The sequence below is a fragment of the Caulobacter sp. SRI_008 genome (assembly GCF_057586355.1).
Window position 1 is genome coordinate 165,886 of the sequence record NZ_JBYCZS010000011.1, and the last position, 15,066, is coordinate 180,951.

Below are 15,066 nucleotides of genomic sequence, written 5' to 3' on the forward strand. Positions count from 1 at the left end.
AAGCCCTCCCCCGATCCCAATTCCACCTCTCCCCATGGGAGAGGTTTCAACTAGGCCGGACGGCGGATCGGCTGGCGGCGGATCTCGGACGGGGCGATCTGGCCGCCGCCGCTGGTGCTGAAGCGCGAGATCAGCTGGGCGAGCTCGGCGGCCTCCATCTTCAGGCTGGCCGAGGCCACCGTGGCCTCCTCGACCATGGCGGTGTTGCGCTGGGTCACCTCGTCCATGCGGTTGACGGCCGTGTTGACCTCCGAGAGGCCGGTGGCCTGCTCGCGCGAGGACTCGGCGATCTCCAGGATCAGGCCGTCGATGCGGCCGACCTTCTCGACGATGGTCGACAGGGCCTCGCCGGTCTCGCCGACCAGCCGCACGCCGCGACCGACCTGGGAGGTGCTCTTGGCGATCAGGGCCTTGATCTCCTTGGCGGCTTCCGCCGAGCGCTGGGCCAGGGCCCGCACTTCCGAGGCCACGACCGCGAAACCCTTGCCGGCGTCGCCCGCCCGCGCGGCTTCCACGCCCGCGTTCAGGGCCAGCAGATTGGTCTGGAAGGCGATCTCGTCGATCACCCCGATGATGCTGGTGATCTTGCCCGAGCTTTCCTCGATCTCGCCCATGGCCGCGACCGCCTCGCCGACGATCTCGCCCGAGCGGGTGGCGTCGACGCGAGCGGCAGACGCGACCTGCGAGACCTCGCGCGCGCCCTCGGCGCTGCGATTGACGGTGGCGGTGATCTGGTCGAGGGCGGCGGCGGCCTCCTCGAGGTTGGCGGCCTGGATCTCGGTGCGGCGCGACAGGTCGTCGGCGGCGATCGAAATCTCCTGCGCGCCGGCCCCGACGCTGCGGGTGGCCGACGACACCACGCCCATGGCCCCGTCCAGGGCCGACATGGCGCTGTTGAAGTCGTTGCGCACCTTGTCGAACTGCGGATCGACCGGCTTGCTGATGCGATAGGTCAGGTCATTGCGGGCCAGGTGGTCGAGGCCCTGGGCGATCTCGTTGACAGCGTGCACGCGGCCGGTGACCACGGTGGCGAACTTCACGACCTTGGCGATGCGGCGCTTGTGGTCGAAGATCGGGTTGTACGAGGCCTGGATCCACACCTCGCGCCCGCCCTTGCCCACGCGCTTGAACTCGGCGGCGACGAACTCGCCGCTGTTCAGGCGGTCCCAGAAGGCGGCGTAGTCCGGCGAGCTGGCGTAGGCGCCCTCGACGAACATCCGGTGATGGCGGCCCTGGATCTCGCTCAGCGTATAGCCCAGGGCGTCGAGGAAGTTCTGGTTGGCGGTGACGATCTCGCCGGCCGGGGTGAACTCGATCACCGCCTGGGCGCGGCTGACGGCCTCCATCTTGCCGTGCTGCTCGGCGGCGCGGCGCTTCTGCTCGGTGATGTCGGTGGCGACCTTGACGATGCGCGTGACGCCCCCGCGCGCGCCGCGGATCGGATTGTAGGAGGCCTGGATCCAGACCTCGCGGCCGCCCTTGCCCACGCGCAGGTACTCGCGGGCGTCGAATTCGCCCCGGCCGAGCTTGGCCCAGAAGGCGGCGTAGTCGGCGCTGGCGGCGTAGTCCGGCTCGACGAACAGGCTGTGGTGACGGCCGACGATCTCCGACAGCGCATAACCCATCGCCGCGCAGAAGTTCTCGTTGGCGGTGAGGATCCGGCCCTTGGGATCGAACTCGATGGTCGCCAGCGACCGGTCCAGCGCGGCCAGGGTCTCGACGGCCTGGACTTGCGAGCGATTGAACATGGAAGTCTTCCATTGCAGGCCGGGACGACGTTCGCCAGGCGCACATCCGGCAAGCAAAAGCTTCGAGGCGGTAAATAGATTATTTATACTACGGAAGCGTCTCGAAACCCCAAGTAGAGCCCCACTCCCGCTCACCTATTTCGCGCGAAGAGCATCGTATTTAAGTCGTTGTTTCTTAGGCGAGCTTCAGCCCCAAACGGCCAGGCTCGCCCCGAAAACCAAAGTTCCGCGACAAAACGTGTCAACGCCGAACAGCGGTCGGCGCGGGTCGGCTGGCGCCCACTTCGCAGGCGCCGCATGCCCAGAAACAAGGATCTGCCTCAGGAGCCCCCCAAACCACGATTCCAGATAACCGGAGTCTGTGGGCGCTTTCGTAAAAGTGCAGGTTTTTCCTGCCTCTCGCCTTCTCGGATGGGCCGCGGGCGTTCTTTCGGACAATCGATCAGCAGAAGGCGACACCTTATCGCCCCCATGCGGTTGCGCCTGCGAAATCACGCTCCTATAACGCCGCCACATTCAAGAACCGTCGCGGAAGACCGGTCCCCTCATGAACATTCACGAGCATCAAGCCAAAGCCGTCCTCGCGGAGTTCGGCGCCCCCGTCCCGCGTGGCTTCGCGGCGTTCACTGCCGACGAAGCCGTCGCCGCCGCTGAGAAGCTGGGCGGTCCGGTCTTCGTCGTGAAGAGCCAGATCCACGCCGGCGGCCGCGGCAAGGGCAAGTTCGAGGGCCTCGGCCCCGACGCCAAGGGCGGCGTCCGCGTCGTCAAGTCGGTCGAAGACGTCAAGGCGTCGGCCGAGGAAATGCTCGGCCGCGTGCTGGTCACGCACCAGACCGGCCCCAAGGGCAAGCAAGTGAACCGCCTCTACATCGAGGAAGGCGCTGCGATCGCCAAGGAATTCTACCTGTCGCTGCTGGTCGACCGCGAAACCTCGATGGTTTCGGTGGTCGCCTCGACCGAAGGCGGCATGGACATCGAGGACGTGGCTCACGCCACCCCGGAAAAGATCCACTCGTTCTCGATCGACCCCGCCACCGGCGTGTGGCCGACCCACCAGCGCGCGCTGGCCAAGGCCCTGGGCCTGACCGGCGGCCTGGCCAAGGAAGCCGCCGTGCTGCTGACGCAGCTCTACACGGCGTTCCTGGCCAAGGACATGGCCATGCTGGAGATCAACCCGCTGATCGTCACGGCCGACGACCACCTGCGCGTCCTGGACGCCAAGCTGTCGTTCGACGGCAACTCGCTGTTCCGTCACCCGGACATCCGCGCCCTGCGCGACGAGACCGAAGAAGACCCCAAGGAAATCGAAGCCTCGAAGTACGACCTGGCCTACATCGCCCTCGACGGCGAAATCGGCTGCATGGTCAACGGCGCTGGCCTGGCCATGGCCACCATGGACATCATCAAGCTGTACGGCGCCGAGCCGGCCAACTTCCTCGATGTCGGCGGCGGCGCCAACAAGGAGAAGGTCACCGCGGCCTTCAAGATCATCACCGCCGATCCGGCCGTGAAGGGCATCCTGGTCAACATCTTCGGCGGCATCATGCGCTGCGACATCATCGCGGAAGGCGTCATCGCCGCCGTGAAGGAAGTCGGCCTGCAGGTTCCGCTCGTCGTTCGCCTGGAAGGCACCAACGTCGAGCTGGGTAAGAAAATCATCTCGGAAAGCGGCCTGAACGTCATCGCCGCCAACGATCTGTCTGACGGCGCCGAAAAGATCGTCGCGGCCGTGAAGGGTGCTCGCTAATCATGTCGATCCTCATCGGTTCTGAAACCAAGGTCATCACCCAGGGCTTCACCGGCGCCCAGGGCACGTTCCACTCGGAACAGGCAATCGCCTACGGCACCAAGATGGTCGGCGGCGTCACCCCGGGCAAAGGCGGCCAGACCCACATCGGCCTGCCGGTGTTCGACACGGTCGGCGAAGCCAAGGAAGCCACCAACGCCGACGCCTCGGTGATCTACGTCCCGCCGCCCTTCGCGGCCGACTCGATCCTGGAAGCCATCGACGCCGAAATCCCGCTGATCATCTGCATCACCGAAGGCATCCCGGTGCTGGACATGGTGCGCGTGAAGAAGGCCCTGAAGGGTTCGCGTTCGCGCCTGATCGGCCCGAACTGCCCGGGCGTCCTGACCCCGAACCAGTGCAAGATCGGCATCATGCCGGGCGGCATCTTCTCGGAAGGCTCGGTCGGCGTCGTGTCGCGTTCGGGCACCCTGACCTATGAAGCCGTGTTCCAGACCACCAACGCCGGTCTCGGTCAGACGACCGCCGTCGGCATCGGCGGCGACCCGGTCAAGGGCACCGAGTTCATCGACGTGCTCGAACTCTTCCTGGCCGACGAAGCCACCAAGTCGATCGTCATGATCGGCGAAATCGGCGGCTCGGCCGAAGAAGAAGCGGCCCAGTTCCTGAAGGACGAAGCCAAGCGCGGCCGCAAGAAGCCCATGGTCGGCTTCATCGCCGGTCGCACGGCTCCTCCGGGCCGTCACATGGGTCACGCCGGCGCCATCATCTCGGGCGGCAAGGGCGGCGCCGAGGACAAGATCGCTGCGATGGAAGAAGCGGGCATCCGCGTCTCGCCGTCGCCGGCGAAGCTGGGCGAGACCCTGCTCGACGTCCTCAAGGGCTAAGAACTACACCGAAACCCCGCCCCGTGCGGGGCCCAGGTTTTTTGCGACCGCCAGTCGACGATCCGAAAAAATCACCTGGGCCTCGCCATCCGGCGCGGGCGACGGGAGATTGACAGACTATATTTACGGGACCGGTCTAACCACCGGTCCCGTAAACGGATCCGAAGCGTGGCGGCCGAAAATGGATAGCGGCCAACCGGTCGTCGCGCTTCATGTTTCAAACGAGCTCGTGATCCCGCCGGATGGCCTCGGCGGGCGAGCATCGAGGCGAAGACGATGGCGGACGACGCAGGCATCATCAATCAGGTCTTGACCGAGACCTCCTTCCTCTACGGCGCGAACGCCGCCTTCGTAGAGGACCTCTACGCCCAGTGGGCGGAGAACCCCGGGTCGGTCGAGCCCTCTTGGAACGCCTTCTTCTCCTCGCTGGCCGAGCAGGCCGACCAGGTCAAGCGCGCCGCCCAGGACCCGGCCTGGACCCCCAAGAAGGTCCCCAGCGTCCGTCCCGACTGGCTTTCGGCCCTCGACGGCCAGTGGGCCACCGTCGCCCCCGCCGTCGAAGCCAAGATCGCCAAGGCCGTCGAGGCCAAGGCTCCCGGCGTCTCCGCCGAAGCCGTCCGCGCCGCCACGCTGGACAGCCTGCGCGCCATCATGATGATCCGGGCCTACCGGATGCGCGGCCACCTCGCCGCCAACCTCGACCCGCTGGGTCTGGAGCCGCCGAAGGCCGCGCCCGAGCTCGACCCGGCCACCTACGGCTTCACCGAAGCCGACTACGACCGCCCGATCTTCCTCGACTTCGTGCTGGGTCTGGAGACCGCCACGATCCGCGAGATCCTGTCGATCGTCCGCCGCACCTACTGCGACAACGTCGGCGTGCAGTACATGCACATCTCGAACCCCGACGAGAAGGCCTGGCTGCAGGAGCGCATCGAGGGCCGCGACAAGGAGATCGTGTTCTCGAAGGAGGGCAAGGTCGCCATCCTCAAGAAGCTGATCGAGGCCGAGGGCTTCGAGAAGTTCCTGCACAAGCGTTTCCCCGGCACCAAGCGCTTCGGCCTCGACGGCGGCGAAGCCATGGTCCCGGCCATGGAGCAGATCATCAAGCGCGGCGGCGCGCTGGGCGTGAAGGACATCGTCCTGGGCATGCCGCACCGCGGCCGCCTGAACGTGCTGGCCGCCGTGATGGGCAAGCCCTACCACGTGATCTTCCACGAATTCCAAGGCGGCTCGTCGGTGCCCTCGGACGTCGAGGGTTCGGGCGACGTGAAGTACCACATGGGCGCTTCGTCGGACCGTGAGTTCGACGACAACAAGGTCCACCTGTCGCTCACCGCCAACCCGTCGCACCTGGAAATCGTCAACCCGGTCGTCATCGGCAAGGCCCGCGCCAAGCAGGCCTTCCTGCTGCGCGAGACCCCAGACGCCGGCCGCGGCCACGTGCTGCCGCTGCTGCTGCACGGCGACGCGGCCTTCGCCGGCCAGGGCGTGGTGGCCGAGTGCTTCACCCTGTCGGGCCTGAAGGGCTACCGCACGGGCGGCACCATCCACTTCATCGTCAACAACCAGATCGGCTTCACCACCAGCCCGCGCTACTCGCGCTCGTCGCCGTACCCCAGCGACATGGCCCTGATGGTCGAGGCCCCGATCTTCCACGTGAACGGCGACGACCCGGAAGCGGTCGTGTTCGCCTCGAAGGTGGCCACCGAATACCGCCAGAAGTTCGGTAAGGACGTGGTCATCGACATGGTCTGCTACCGTCGCTTCGGTCACAACGAAGGCGACGATCCCACCATGACGTCGCCGCTGATGTACGCGAAGATCAAGGGCCACCCGCCGACCCGCGAACTCTACGCCAACCGCCTGATCGGCGAAGGCCTGATCACCCAGGGCGAGTCCGACGGCTGGGTCTCGGAGTTCGAGACCTTCCTCGACAACGAATTCGAGAGCGGCAAGAGCTACAAGGCCAACAAGGCCGACTGGCTCGACGGCAAGTGGAAGGGCCTGGCCCAGCCCGGCGACGAAGAGCGCCGCGGCAAGACCGACGTGCCGCTCGCCAAGCTGCAGGAACTGGCCGCCAAGATCACGGCCATCCCGGAGCGCATCGACGCCCACAAGACCGTGCGCCGCGCCATCGAGAACCGTCGCGACGCGTTCACCAAGGGCGAAGGCCTCGACTGGGGCGCCGCCGAGCACATGGCCTTCGCCACCCTGCTCGACGAAGGCTTCCCGGTCCGCCTGTCGGGCCAGGACTCGGTCCGCGGCACCTTCACTCAGCGCCACTCCGACGTCATCGACCAGAAGACCGAAGAGCACTACACGCCGCTGAACAACATCCGCCCGGGCCAGGCCAACTACGAAGTCATCGACTCGGCCCTGTCGGAAGAGGCGGTGCTGGGCTTCGAGTACGGCTTCTCGCTGGCCGACCCGAACACCCTGACCCTGTGGGAAGGCCAGTTCGGCGACTTCGTGAACGGCGCCCAGGTGGTCATCGACCAGTTCATCAGCTCGGGCGAGCGCAAGTGGCTGCGGATGAGCGGTCTGGTGATGCTGCTGCCGCACGGCTACGAAGGCCAGGGCCCCGAGCACAGCTCGGCCCGCCTCGAGCGCTTCCTGCAGTCGTGCGCGGAAGACAACATGCAGGTGGTCAACTGCACCACCCCGGCCAACTACTTCCACGCCCTGCGTCGCCAGATGCACCGTGAGTACCGCAAGCCGCTGATCGTGATGTCGCCCAAGAGCCTGCTGCGCCACAAGCGCGCCGTCTCGAACCTGAGCGACCTGGCCGAAGGCACCGCCTTCCACCGCGTGATGGTGGACGGCGCCGAAGCCGGCTGCGACGTCGGCGGGATCACGCTGAAGAGCGACGACCAGATCAAGCGCGTCATCATGTGCTCGGGCAAGGTCTACTTCGACCTGATCGACCAGCGCGCCAAGACCGGCCGCGACGACGTCTACATCCTGCGTCTGGAGCAGTTCTATCCGTGGCCGCTGAAGTCGGTCATGGGCGTGCTGAACCGCTTCAAGAACGCCGAGCTGCTGTGGGTTCAGGAAGAGCCGAAGAACATGGGCGGCTGGACCTTCGTCGATCCGTGGATCGAGCTCACCCTCGACAAGATGGACATCAAGGCCAAGCGCGCCCGCTACGTTGGTCGCCCGGCCAGCGCCTCCACCGCGGCCGGCCTGATGAGCCGCCACCTCAAGGAACTCGAAGCCTTCCTCACCGAAGCCTTCGCCTAAGAGTTCAAACCTTCAAGCCGCCGCGCCCTTCGACTTGTTCGATGGGCGCGGCGGTTTAAGTTCGCACCCGACCCTGACCGCCAGATCAAAAAGAGACATCGGAACCTAACCATGGCCGACATCATGACCCCCGCCCTGGGCGAATCCGTCACCGAAGCGACGGTCGCCCGCTGGACCAAGAAGGCCGGGGAGGCCGTGAAGAAGGACGAGCTGCTCGTCGAGCTGGAAACCGACAAGGTCAGCCTCGAAGTCGTCTCGCCGGCCGACGGCGTCCTGGTCGCCATCAGCGCCGAGGAAGGCGCCACCGTGGTTCCGGGCACGGTCCTGGGCGTGGTGACCGAAGGCGCGACCGCCTCGGCTGCTCCCGCCGCCGCCCCGGCCCCGGCCGCTGCTCCGGCCCCCGCGCCCGCTCCGGCTCCCGTCGCCGCTGCTCCGGCCGCTCCGGCCGCCGCTCCGGTCAGCCCGGCCCCGGCCCGCATCGCCGCCGAGACGGGTCTGGACCTGTCGAAGGTCGCCGGCACCGGCAAGGACGGCCGCGTGACCAAGGGCGACGCCCTGGCCGCCCTGGAAGCCCGCGCCGCCGCCCCGGCTCCGGCGCCCGCCGCGCCGTCGGCCCCGCGTCCGATCCACGAGCGCGAAGAGCGCGTGAAGATGACGCGCCTGCGTCAGACGATCGCCCGTCGCCTGAAGGAAGCCCAGAACAACGCCGCCATGCTGACGACCTTCAACGAGGTCGACATGAGCGCGGTGATGGCCCTGCGCGCCCAGTACAAGGACGTCTTCGAAAAGCGCCACGGCGTGAAGCTGGGCTTCATGTCCTTCTTCACCAAGGCCGTCGTCGCCGCCCTGAAGGCCGTGCCGGACGTCAACGCCGAGATCGACGGCACGGACATCGTCTACAAGAACCACTACGACATCGGCGTCGCCGTCGGCACCGACAAGGGCCTGGTGGTTCCGGTCGTCCGTGACGCCGACGCCCTGAACCTGGCCGAGATCGAAAAGGCCATCGGCGACCTCGGCAAGAAGGCCCGCTCGGGCGGCCTGGCCATCGAGGACATGCAGGGCGGCACCTTCACGATCACCAACGGCGGCATCTACGGCTCGCTGATGTCGACCCCGATCCTCAACGCGCCGCAGTCGGGCATCCTCGGCATGCACGCGATCAAGGAACGCGCCATGGTCGTGGGCGGCAAGATCGAGATCCGCCCGATGATGTACCTGGCCCTGTCCTACGACCACCGCGTGGTCGACGGCCAAGGCGCCGTGACCTTCCTCGTCAAGGTCAAGGAAGCCCTGGAAGACCCGCAGCGCCTGCTGCTGGACCTGTAAGGTTCAGGTCTTTCGAGACTGATGAAGGGGGTCGCGAAAGCGGCCCCCTTTTTCGTTGTCCCTCTCCCCTTGCGGGAGAGGGTGGCCCCGCGGAGCGGGGTCGGGTGAGGGGTCGCACCAACGCAAAACGCCGCGACAGCCGTTGGGCCGGTCGCGGCGTTCGATTTCTGAGAGACCCCTCATCCGTCGGCTGGCGCCGACACCTTCTCCCGCAAGGGGAGAAGGACGCTAGTCGACGTCCCAGCGGAACGCCGCATCGATCCAGTCGCCGATGCGGCCGTCCGGACGGGCCAGCGCAAACACCTGCGCCATCTCTTCATCCGTCAGCGTAAAGTCGAAGATCGCGAAGTTCTCGGCCAACCGCGCCGGGTTCTTGGTGCGGGGAATGGTCACCACGCCCTGCTGCACCTGCCAGCGCAGGGTCACCTGCCCCGGCGTCTTGCCGTACTTCTCGCCGATCGCCTTCAGCACCGGGTCGTCGCCGACCTTGCCCTGGGCCAGGGGCGACCAGGCGGTGATCGAGGCGCCCAGCGCCTCAGCGGTGGCCCGCAGGGTCTTCTGCGACAGGTAGGGGTGATACTCGACCTGGTTGGTGGCCAGCGGAGCCTCCGACAGGGCCGCCGTCTCCTCCCAGAGCGCCGAGGGGAAGTTCGACAGGCCGATACCCCGGGTGCGGCCGTCGGCCTTCACCGCGTTCAGCGCCGCGATGGTCTCCGACAGCGCCGGCTTGGGCTTGGGCCAGTGCAGCAGCAGCAGGTCCACATGATCGACCCGCAGCTTCTTCAGGCTCTCGTCGACCGAGCGCTGCAGGTCGCCGTCGGTGAACTTGTCGATCCACACCTTGGTGGTGACGAAGATCTCGCTGCGCGGCACGCCCGTGGCCGCCAGGGCCGCGCCGACATCCTGCTCGTTGCCGTAGATCTGGGCGGTGTCGACATGGCGATAGCCGACCTCCAGCGCCTTCTCGGTCACGGTCTGGGCCAGGCCGTTCTCCAGCTGGTAGGTGCCCAGGCCGATGGCCGGGATGTCGATGTCGCCGGAACGAACGGTAGGCTGGGCCATGGGGAAACTCCTGGGAAAACGCTCAGGCGGATATAGGCGCCCGCTCCCGCTTCGCCAGCCGTAGTTGCAGATGCTGCACGCCGGTGAGCACCAGGGTCAGGGCGAAAAACCCCGCCGCCATCACCACCATGGTCACCAGCACCGAGGGATAACCCCGCTTGGCGACGTTGAGGAACGGATAGGGATACCAGCCCGACAGCGCACCGTGGATCAGGGTCCAGACGCCGAAGGCGAACGGCAAAGCGAGCGCCTTCCAGGCCTGCCCCCAGCGGGCGGCCTCGCGCGGCGGCAGGACCAGCAGGTCGGCCAGGAACAGCAGCGGCGTCACCGTGTGCAGCAGGGTGTCGGCCAGCAGCTGCCAGCCCTTGGGGTCCCACAGCCCCGCCAGCAGCACGTGATAAACCAGCGCCGTCACGCCGATATAGACGCCGACCGCCACCCGCGTGCCCGCCCGCCGCGCCCAGACGCCGAGGCGGCTTTCCGGGGCTAGGGCCGAGGCGACCAGCGCCGTCCCGACCAGGATGTTGCTGAGCACGGTGAAGTAGCTGAAGAACTTCACCGTCTGGACCCCGAGGTCCCGGCCCTCGATCGTCAGGCCGTATTGCAGCAGGACGCCGAACCAGACGATCGCCGCCGCGACCAGGCGCCAGGCGCGCTCAGCCTTCTTGGTCATGGGCCTTGCTCACCTTCTTGGGGACGCTGGCGCGCCATTGCCGTTCGAGAAGGCGCTTCACCGTCCCCGGCTCCACCGCCGACAGCCGGGCCAGCACCATCGGATAGTTGCGGTAGTGGTCGGTGAAATAGAACACCTCGGGCGCGGCCTCGATCAGCACCTCGCGCTCGTCGAACGGCACGCCGGGCAGGACGAGCGTATCGCCGTCCTCCTTCAGCCTCGTCAGGAACTTGCCGTTCGCCTTGAGGCAGGCATAGCCATAGGACGTCCCGTCCGCGACCAGCGGCAGGGAAAAGGCGAAGGCGCGGACCTCTTCGTACGTCATGGCCATGGGCGAAGCTCCCGTACCGCGACTATAGATGCAGTATGAGCGCGGAAAACACTCTGAAGACGCCGATCCTGGTGCTGGGCGCCACCAGCCTGATCGGGACCTTCCTGATGGCGCGGCTGCAAGCCGCCGGCCACGAGCCCATGGGGCTGTCGCGACGGCCTCCCGGAGGCGACGCCTGCTGGATCGACGCCGACCTGCGCGCCGACGACCTGGCCGAACAGCTGCCCGGCGCGGCCACCGTCTTCGCCCTGTCGCCGATCTGGCTGCTGCCCGACGTGCTGCCGCTGCTGAAGGCCCGAGGCATGACGCGACTGGTGGCCTTCTCCTCGACAAGCCGCTTCACCAAGGAGGCCTCGCCCGAGCCCGCCGAGCGCGCCGTGGCCAAGGCCCTGGCCGACGCGGAAAGCGCCGTCGAGGCCTTCTGCACCGAGCACGGCGTGGCCTGGACCATCCTGCGCCCGACCCTGATCTACGCCGAGGGCCGCGACGGCAATGTCAGCCGCCTGGCCGGCCTGATCCGCCGCTTCAAGGTGCTGCCGCTGTCGGGCTCGGGCGAGGGCCTGCGCCAGCCGGTCCACGCCGACGACCTGGCGGCCGGCGCCATCGCGGCGGCGACCGCGCCGGCGGCGGCGGGCCGGGCCTACGCCCTGGTCGGCGGCGAGACCCTGGCCTATCGCGACATGGTCCGCCGGATCTACGAGGGCCTCGGGAGACGGCCGCTGATCGCGCCGCTGCCGCCGTGGCTGTTTTCGCTGCTGCTGACCCTGGCGCGACCGTTCTTCCCCGGCGCGACGGCGGCCATGGGCGCGCGGATGAGCCAGGACCTGACCTTCGATGCGGCCGATGCGGTCAGGGATTTCGGGTGGGCGCCGAGGGATTTTCGGCCGCGGTTCTGACTAACGGAACCTCCCCCTGTGGGGGAGGCGATCGCGCAGCGATCGGTGGGGGGCGTATCTTCCACCACCTCGAAAGCTGAAAACGTCCCCCCTCCGGCCCTCCGGGCCACCTCTCCCAGAGGGGGAGGATCTACGCCGCAGATGCTCCCCCTCTGGGGGAGCTGTCGCGGAGCGACTGAGGGGGCCTGCGCGGCGCTTAAGCCAGCCCGGCCCGTCCGTAATACAGCGTCCCGACGCTCTCGCGCTTCAGCCCGCGCGCGATCCGCGGACCGAATTTCGTCGCCGAAAGCAGGCGCTGAACCATCCCCTCGTCTCCCGCCCGGCGAAACGCCCGGGCGGCCGCCGACCACAGCGCCGTGGTCGCCGGATGCGGCGCGACGACGCCGGCGGCGAGGCCGAGGGCCAGCAGGCTCCAGCCGGCTGCGCGGGCGGTGATGCGATCAGGACGGGTCATGGTCGTGCTCCTTTCTTGTGGGGTCGAGGAGGACCGCCGGGGGCTGGGCGGTGTGGCGGTCCTCCTCGGGCCGCCGGATAGTCCTTTCCGGGCTATTCGGCGGCGATGGCGATCTCGTCGGCGGAGATCCCCAAGCGGTAGGCGACGCCGGCCCCGTAGGCCGGATCGGCGCGATGGAAGTGCACCAGCTGGCGCTTCTGGATCTCGACCGGCACGCCGTGCATGGCCGCGGCGATGTTGTCGAACAGCTGGCGCTGCTGGTCGGGGCTCATCAGCCGGAAGAGATCCCCCGGCTGGGTGTAGTCGTCATTGCCGTCGCGGTGGCTGTAGCGGTCGGCGTCGCCGTGGATCGGCAGCGGCGGCTCGGCGACCGACGGATCCTCGACCGGCCCGCCGAAGCTGTTGGGCTCGTACCAGGCCTCCGTGCGCGGCGGGCTGTCGAACCGCATGGCGCCATCGGCGTGATAGTGGTGCACCGGGCAGCGCGGACGGTTCACCGGCAGCGCCTCGTAGTGGGTGCCGATCCGGTAGCGGTGCGCATCGGCGTAGGCGAAGATCCGCGCCTGCAGCATCTTGTCGGGCGAGAAGCCGATGCCCGGCACGATGTTGGACGGCGAGAACGAGCTCTGTTCCACCTCGGCGTGGTAGTTGTCCGGATTACGGTTCAGCTCCAGCACCCCGACCTCGATCAGCGGATAGTCCGCGTGCGGCCACACCTTGGTCAGGTCGAACGGGTTCCAACGGAACGTCGCGGCCTGCTCTTCGGTCATGATCTGCACGTAGAAGGTCCAGCGCGGGAAATCGCCCTTCTCGATCGACTCGAAGAGGTCGCGCTGGGCGCTCTCGCGGTCATTGGCGATGACCGCGTTTCCTTCCGCGTTCGTCCAGTTCTTGATGCCCTGCTGGGTCTTGAAGTGGAACTTCACCCAGACGCGCTCATTGGCGGCGTTGAGGAAGCTGTAGGTGTGGCTGCCGAAGCCGTGGACGTGGCGATAGCTCTGCGGCAGGCCCCGGTCCGAGAACAGGGTCGTCACCTGGTGCAGGCTTTCCGGCGACAGGCTCCAGAAGTCCCACATCGCCGTCGGCGAGCGCAGGTTCGACACCGGGTGGCGCTTCTGGGTGCGGATGAAGTCGGGGAACTTCAGCGGATCGCGCAGGAAAAACACCGGGGTGTTGTTGCCCACCAGGTCCCAGTTGCCCTGCTGGGTGTAGACCTTCAAGGCGAAGCCGCGCACGTCGCGCTCGGCGTCGGCCGCGCCACGCTCGCCGGCCACGGTCGAGAAGCGCAGCAGCACTTCGCTCTCCGCGCCCGGTTGCAGGGCGGCGGCCTTGGTCCAGCCGCTGATGTCGTGGGTGATCTTGAGCACGCCATAGGCGGCCGAGCCCTTGGCGTGGACGGCGCGCTCGGGCACCCGCTCGCGGTTCTGGTGGGCCAGCTTTTCCATCAGCTGGTAGTCCTGCATCAGCAGGGGCCCGCGCGGGCCGGCCGACAGGCTGTTCTGGTTGTCGGCGATCGGCGCCCCGGCGCTCGTCGTCATGGTGATCTTGGTCATCTCGGCCCTCGTCATCTCGTAGCGCCACTGTCCCAGGCGGCGCTCGATAAATCCAATTGATCGTTTTTGCCGACAGCATTGGCTCGATCTATTAAAGCCTAGGCGGGACGATAGGGCGGGTCTTGAACGGCCACGCCTCGACCCGGAGCGTCCGGCGGTCTAATCCAGGGCCATGACCGCCATCCTGCCCGACGCCGCCGCCGCCAACTGGGTCGACCGCTACGCCCCGGCCGTCTTGCGCCCCTGGCTGAAGCTGGGACGGTTCGACCGCCCGGCCGGCATCTGGTTGCTGATGCTGCCCGGCTGGCAGGGCATCGCCCTGGCCGGGGCCGAGAAGGGCCAGTTGCCCAACCCCTGGCTGCTGATCGCCTTCTTCGTCGGGGCGGCCCTGATGCGGGCGGCCGGCTGCGCCTTCAACGACATCGTCGACCGCGACTTCGACGCCCAGGTGGCTCGCACCGCCCTGCGCCCGATCCCGGCCGGCCTGATCACCATCAAGCAGGCCTGGCTGTTCCTGGTCGGCTGCAGCCTGACCAGCTTCCTCATTTTGATCTGCCTGGGCTGGCTGGCGATCGGACTCGGGGTGGCCTCACTACTGCTGGTGGCCGGCTATCCGTTCATGAAGCGGATCACCTGGTGGCCGCAGGCGTGGCTGGGCCTGACCTTCAACTGGGGCGCCCTGCTCGGCTACGCCGCCGCCACCCATTCGCTGAGCTGGTCGGCCGCCCTGCTCTACGCCTCGGGCATCTTCTGGACCCTGGGCTACGACACCATCTACGCCATCCAGGACATCGAGGACGACGCCCTGGCCGGGGTGAAGTCGTCGACCCGTCGCCTGGGAAGCAAGGTCCGCCAGGGCGTGGCGATCTTCTACGTCCTGGCCTTCGTGCTGGCCCTGGCGGCCGCCTGGGCCGGTGGCCTCGGACCACTGTTCCTGCCGCTGCTGGGCCTCTACGGCCTGCACCTGTCGCGCCAGGCCGTCGCCGTGAAGCTCGACGACGGGCCGGGCGCGCTGAAGCTCTTCAAGTCCAACGCCCAGGCTGGCGCGATCCTGGTGCTGGCGCTGGTGGCGGGCGCCTGGACGCCGGCGGGCTTTTGATCCCTCTCCCCTTGCGGGAGAGGGTGGCCCCCGCGAAGGCGGGGGTC

At 67.7% G+C, this 15,066-nt stretch carries 12 protein-coding genes; 6 read left to right on the plus strand and 6 right to left on the minus strand.

Going from position 1 to position 15,066, the window contains the following annotated elements; all coding sequences use genetic code 11:
* Positions 1 to 50: 50 nt before the first annotated feature.
* On the minus strand, positions 51 to 1,748 hold the full coding sequence (locus tag AC2YHT_RS12125) for a methyl-accepting chemotaxis protein (protein WP_487290031.1): 1,698 nt from the start codon (positions 1,746 to 1,748) through the stop codon (positions 51 to 53).
* A gap of 547 nt (positions 1,749 to 2,295) precedes the next feature.
* Here AC2YHT_RS12125 and sucC point away from each other — a divergent pair.
* From sucC to odhB, 4 genes are all read left to right on the plus strand, one after another.
* Positions 2,296 to 3,495: an ADP-forming succinate--CoA ligase subunit beta gene (gene sucC, locus AC2YHT_RS12130; protein ID WP_487290033.1), complete on the plus strand. Its 1,200-nt coding sequence runs from the start codon at positions 2,296 to 2,298 to the stop codon at positions 3,493 to 3,495.
* 2 nt (positions 3,496 to 3,497) lie between these two features.
* Positions 3,498 to 4,382, plus strand: coding sequence for a succinate--CoA ligase subunit alpha (gene sucD / locus AC2YHT_RS12135; RefSeq protein WP_198578177.1), 885 nt, complete (start codon positions 3,498 to 3,500; stop codon positions 4,380 to 4,382).
* A 276-nt stretch (positions 4,383 to 4,658) separates the two neighbouring features.
* The gene (locus tag AC2YHT_RS12140; RefSeq protein WP_110120084.1) at positions 4,659 to 7,622 is read left to right on the plus strand and encodes a 2-oxoglutarate dehydrogenase E1 component; all 2,964 of its coding nucleotides are present in this window, start codon (positions 4,659 to 4,661) and stop codon (positions 7,620 to 7,622) included.
* Between the two features lie 111 nt (positions 7,623 to 7,733).
* Positions 7,734 to 8,951: a 2-oxoglutarate dehydrogenase complex dihydrolipoyllysine-residue succinyltransferase gene (gene odhB / locus AC2YHT_RS12145; protein ID WP_487290036.1), complete on the plus strand. Its 1,218-nt coding sequence runs from the start codon at positions 7,734 to 7,736 to the stop codon at positions 8,949 to 8,951.
* A 228-nt stretch (positions 8,952 to 9,179) separates the two neighbouring features.
* Here the strand turns inward: odhB and AC2YHT_RS12150 are convergent, their stop codons facing one another.
* The 3 genes from AC2YHT_RS12150 to AC2YHT_RS12160 are packed head-to-tail and all read right to left on the minus strand — an operon-like array spanning position 9,180 to position 11,017.
* On the minus strand, positions 9,180 to 10,013 hold the full coding sequence (locus tag AC2YHT_RS12150; RefSeq protein ID WP_487290038.1) for an aldo/keto reductase: 834 nt from the start codon (positions 10,011 to 10,013) through the stop codon (positions 9,180 to 9,182).
* A 22-nt stretch (positions 10,014 to 10,035) separates the two neighbouring features.
* Positions 10,036 to 10,686: a Pr6Pr family membrane protein gene (locus AC2YHT_RS12155; protein WP_487290040.1), complete on the minus strand. Its 651-nt coding sequence runs from the start codon at positions 10,684 to 10,686 to the stop codon at positions 10,036 to 10,038.
* Positions 10,670 to 11,017, minus strand: a complete 348-nt coding sequence (locus tag AC2YHT_RS12160) for an MmcQ/YjbR family DNA-binding protein (RefSeq protein WP_487290041.1) — start codon at positions 11,015 to 11,017, stop codon at positions 10,670 to 10,672. Before AC2YHT_RS12160 ends, AC2YHT_RS12155 begins: the two co-directional genes overlap by 17 nt.
* A 35-nt stretch (positions 11,018 to 11,052) precedes the next feature.
* Here AC2YHT_RS12160 and AC2YHT_RS12165 point away from each other — a divergent pair, with 35 nt between their 5' ends.
* Positions 11,053 to 11,913 carry an NAD-dependent epimerase/dehydratase family protein gene (locus AC2YHT_RS12165; protein WP_487290042.1) on the plus strand — a complete coding sequence of 287 codons (861 nt, stop codon included), beginning with the start codon at positions 11,053 to 11,055 and terminating at the stop codon, positions 11,911 to 11,913.
* Between the two features lie 196 nt (positions 11,914 to 12,109).
* On the opposite strand, the gene AC2YHT_RS12170 is transcribed toward AC2YHT_RS12165, so the two are convergent.
* A complete protein-coding gene (locus AC2YHT_RS12170; RefSeq protein ID WP_487290043.1) occupies positions 12,110 to 12,367 on the minus strand; it encodes a hypothetical protein in 258 nt (85 codons plus the stop codon).
* Positions 12,368 to 12,459: 92 nt separating this feature from the next.
* The gene (locus AC2YHT_RS12175) at positions 12,460 to 13,920 is read right to left on the minus strand and encodes a catalase (RefSeq protein ID WP_487290044.1); all 1,461 of its coding nucleotides are present in this window, start codon (positions 13,918 to 13,920) and stop codon (positions 12,460 to 12,462) included.
* A 172-nt stretch (positions 13,921 to 14,092) separates the two neighbouring features.
* Here AC2YHT_RS12175 and ubiA point away from each other — a divergent pair, with 172 nt between their 5' ends.
* Positions 14,093 to 15,019, plus strand: a complete 927-nt coding sequence (gene ubiA, locus AC2YHT_RS12180) for a 4-hydroxybenzoate octaprenyltransferase (protein WP_487290045.1) — start codon at positions 14,093 to 14,095, stop codon at positions 15,017 to 15,019.
* The last annotated feature ends 47 nt before the right edge of the window (positions 15,020 to 15,066 follow it).

Bases quoted from the DNA above. Each gene is read 5' to 3' on its own strand.
- AC2YHT_RS12125 (WP_487290031.1), bottom strand. From the start codon at position 1,748: ATGTTCAATCGCTCGCAAGTCCAGGCCGTCGAGACCCTGGCCGCGCTG.
- sucC (WP_487290033.1), top strand. From the start codon at position 2,296: ATGAACATTCACGAGCATCAAGCCAAAGCCGTCCTCGCGGAGTTCGGC.
- sucD (WP_198578177.1), top strand. From the start codon at position 3,498: ATGTCGATCCTCATCGGTTCTGAAACCAAGGTCATCACCCAGGGCTTC.
- AC2YHT_RS12140 (WP_110120084.1), top strand. From the start codon at position 4,659: ATGGCGGACGACGCAGGCATCATCAATCAGGTCTTGACCGAGACCTCC.
- odhB (WP_487290036.1), top strand. From the start codon at position 7,734: ATGGCCGACATCATGACCCCCGCCCTGGGCGAATCCGTCACCGAAGCG.
- AC2YHT_RS12150 (WP_487290038.1), bottom strand. From the start codon at position 10,013: ATGGCCCAGCCTACCGTTCGTTCCGGCGACATCGACATCCCGGCCATC.
- AC2YHT_RS12155 (WP_487290040.1), bottom strand. From the start codon at position 10,686: ATGACCAAGAAGGCTGAGCGCGCCTGGCGCCTGGTCGCGGCGGCGATC.
- AC2YHT_RS12160 (WP_487290041.1), bottom strand. From the start codon at position 11,017: ATGGCCATGACGTACGAAGAGGTCCGCGCCTTCGCCTTTTCCCTGCCG.
- AC2YHT_RS12165 (WP_487290042.1), top strand. From the start codon at position 11,053: ATGAGCGCGGAAAACACTCTGAAGACGCCGATCCTGGTGCTGGGCGCC.
- AC2YHT_RS12170 (WP_487290043.1), bottom strand. From the start codon at position 12,367: ATGACCCGTCCTGATCGCATCACCGCCCGCGCAGCCGGCTGGAGCCTG.
- AC2YHT_RS12175 (WP_487290044.1), bottom strand. From the start codon at position 13,920: ATGACCAAGATCACCATGACGACGAGCGCCGGGGCGCCGATCGCCGAC.
- ubiA (WP_487290045.1), top strand. From the start codon at position 14,093: ATGACCGCCATCCTGCCCGACGCCGCCGCCGCCAACTGGGTCGACCGC.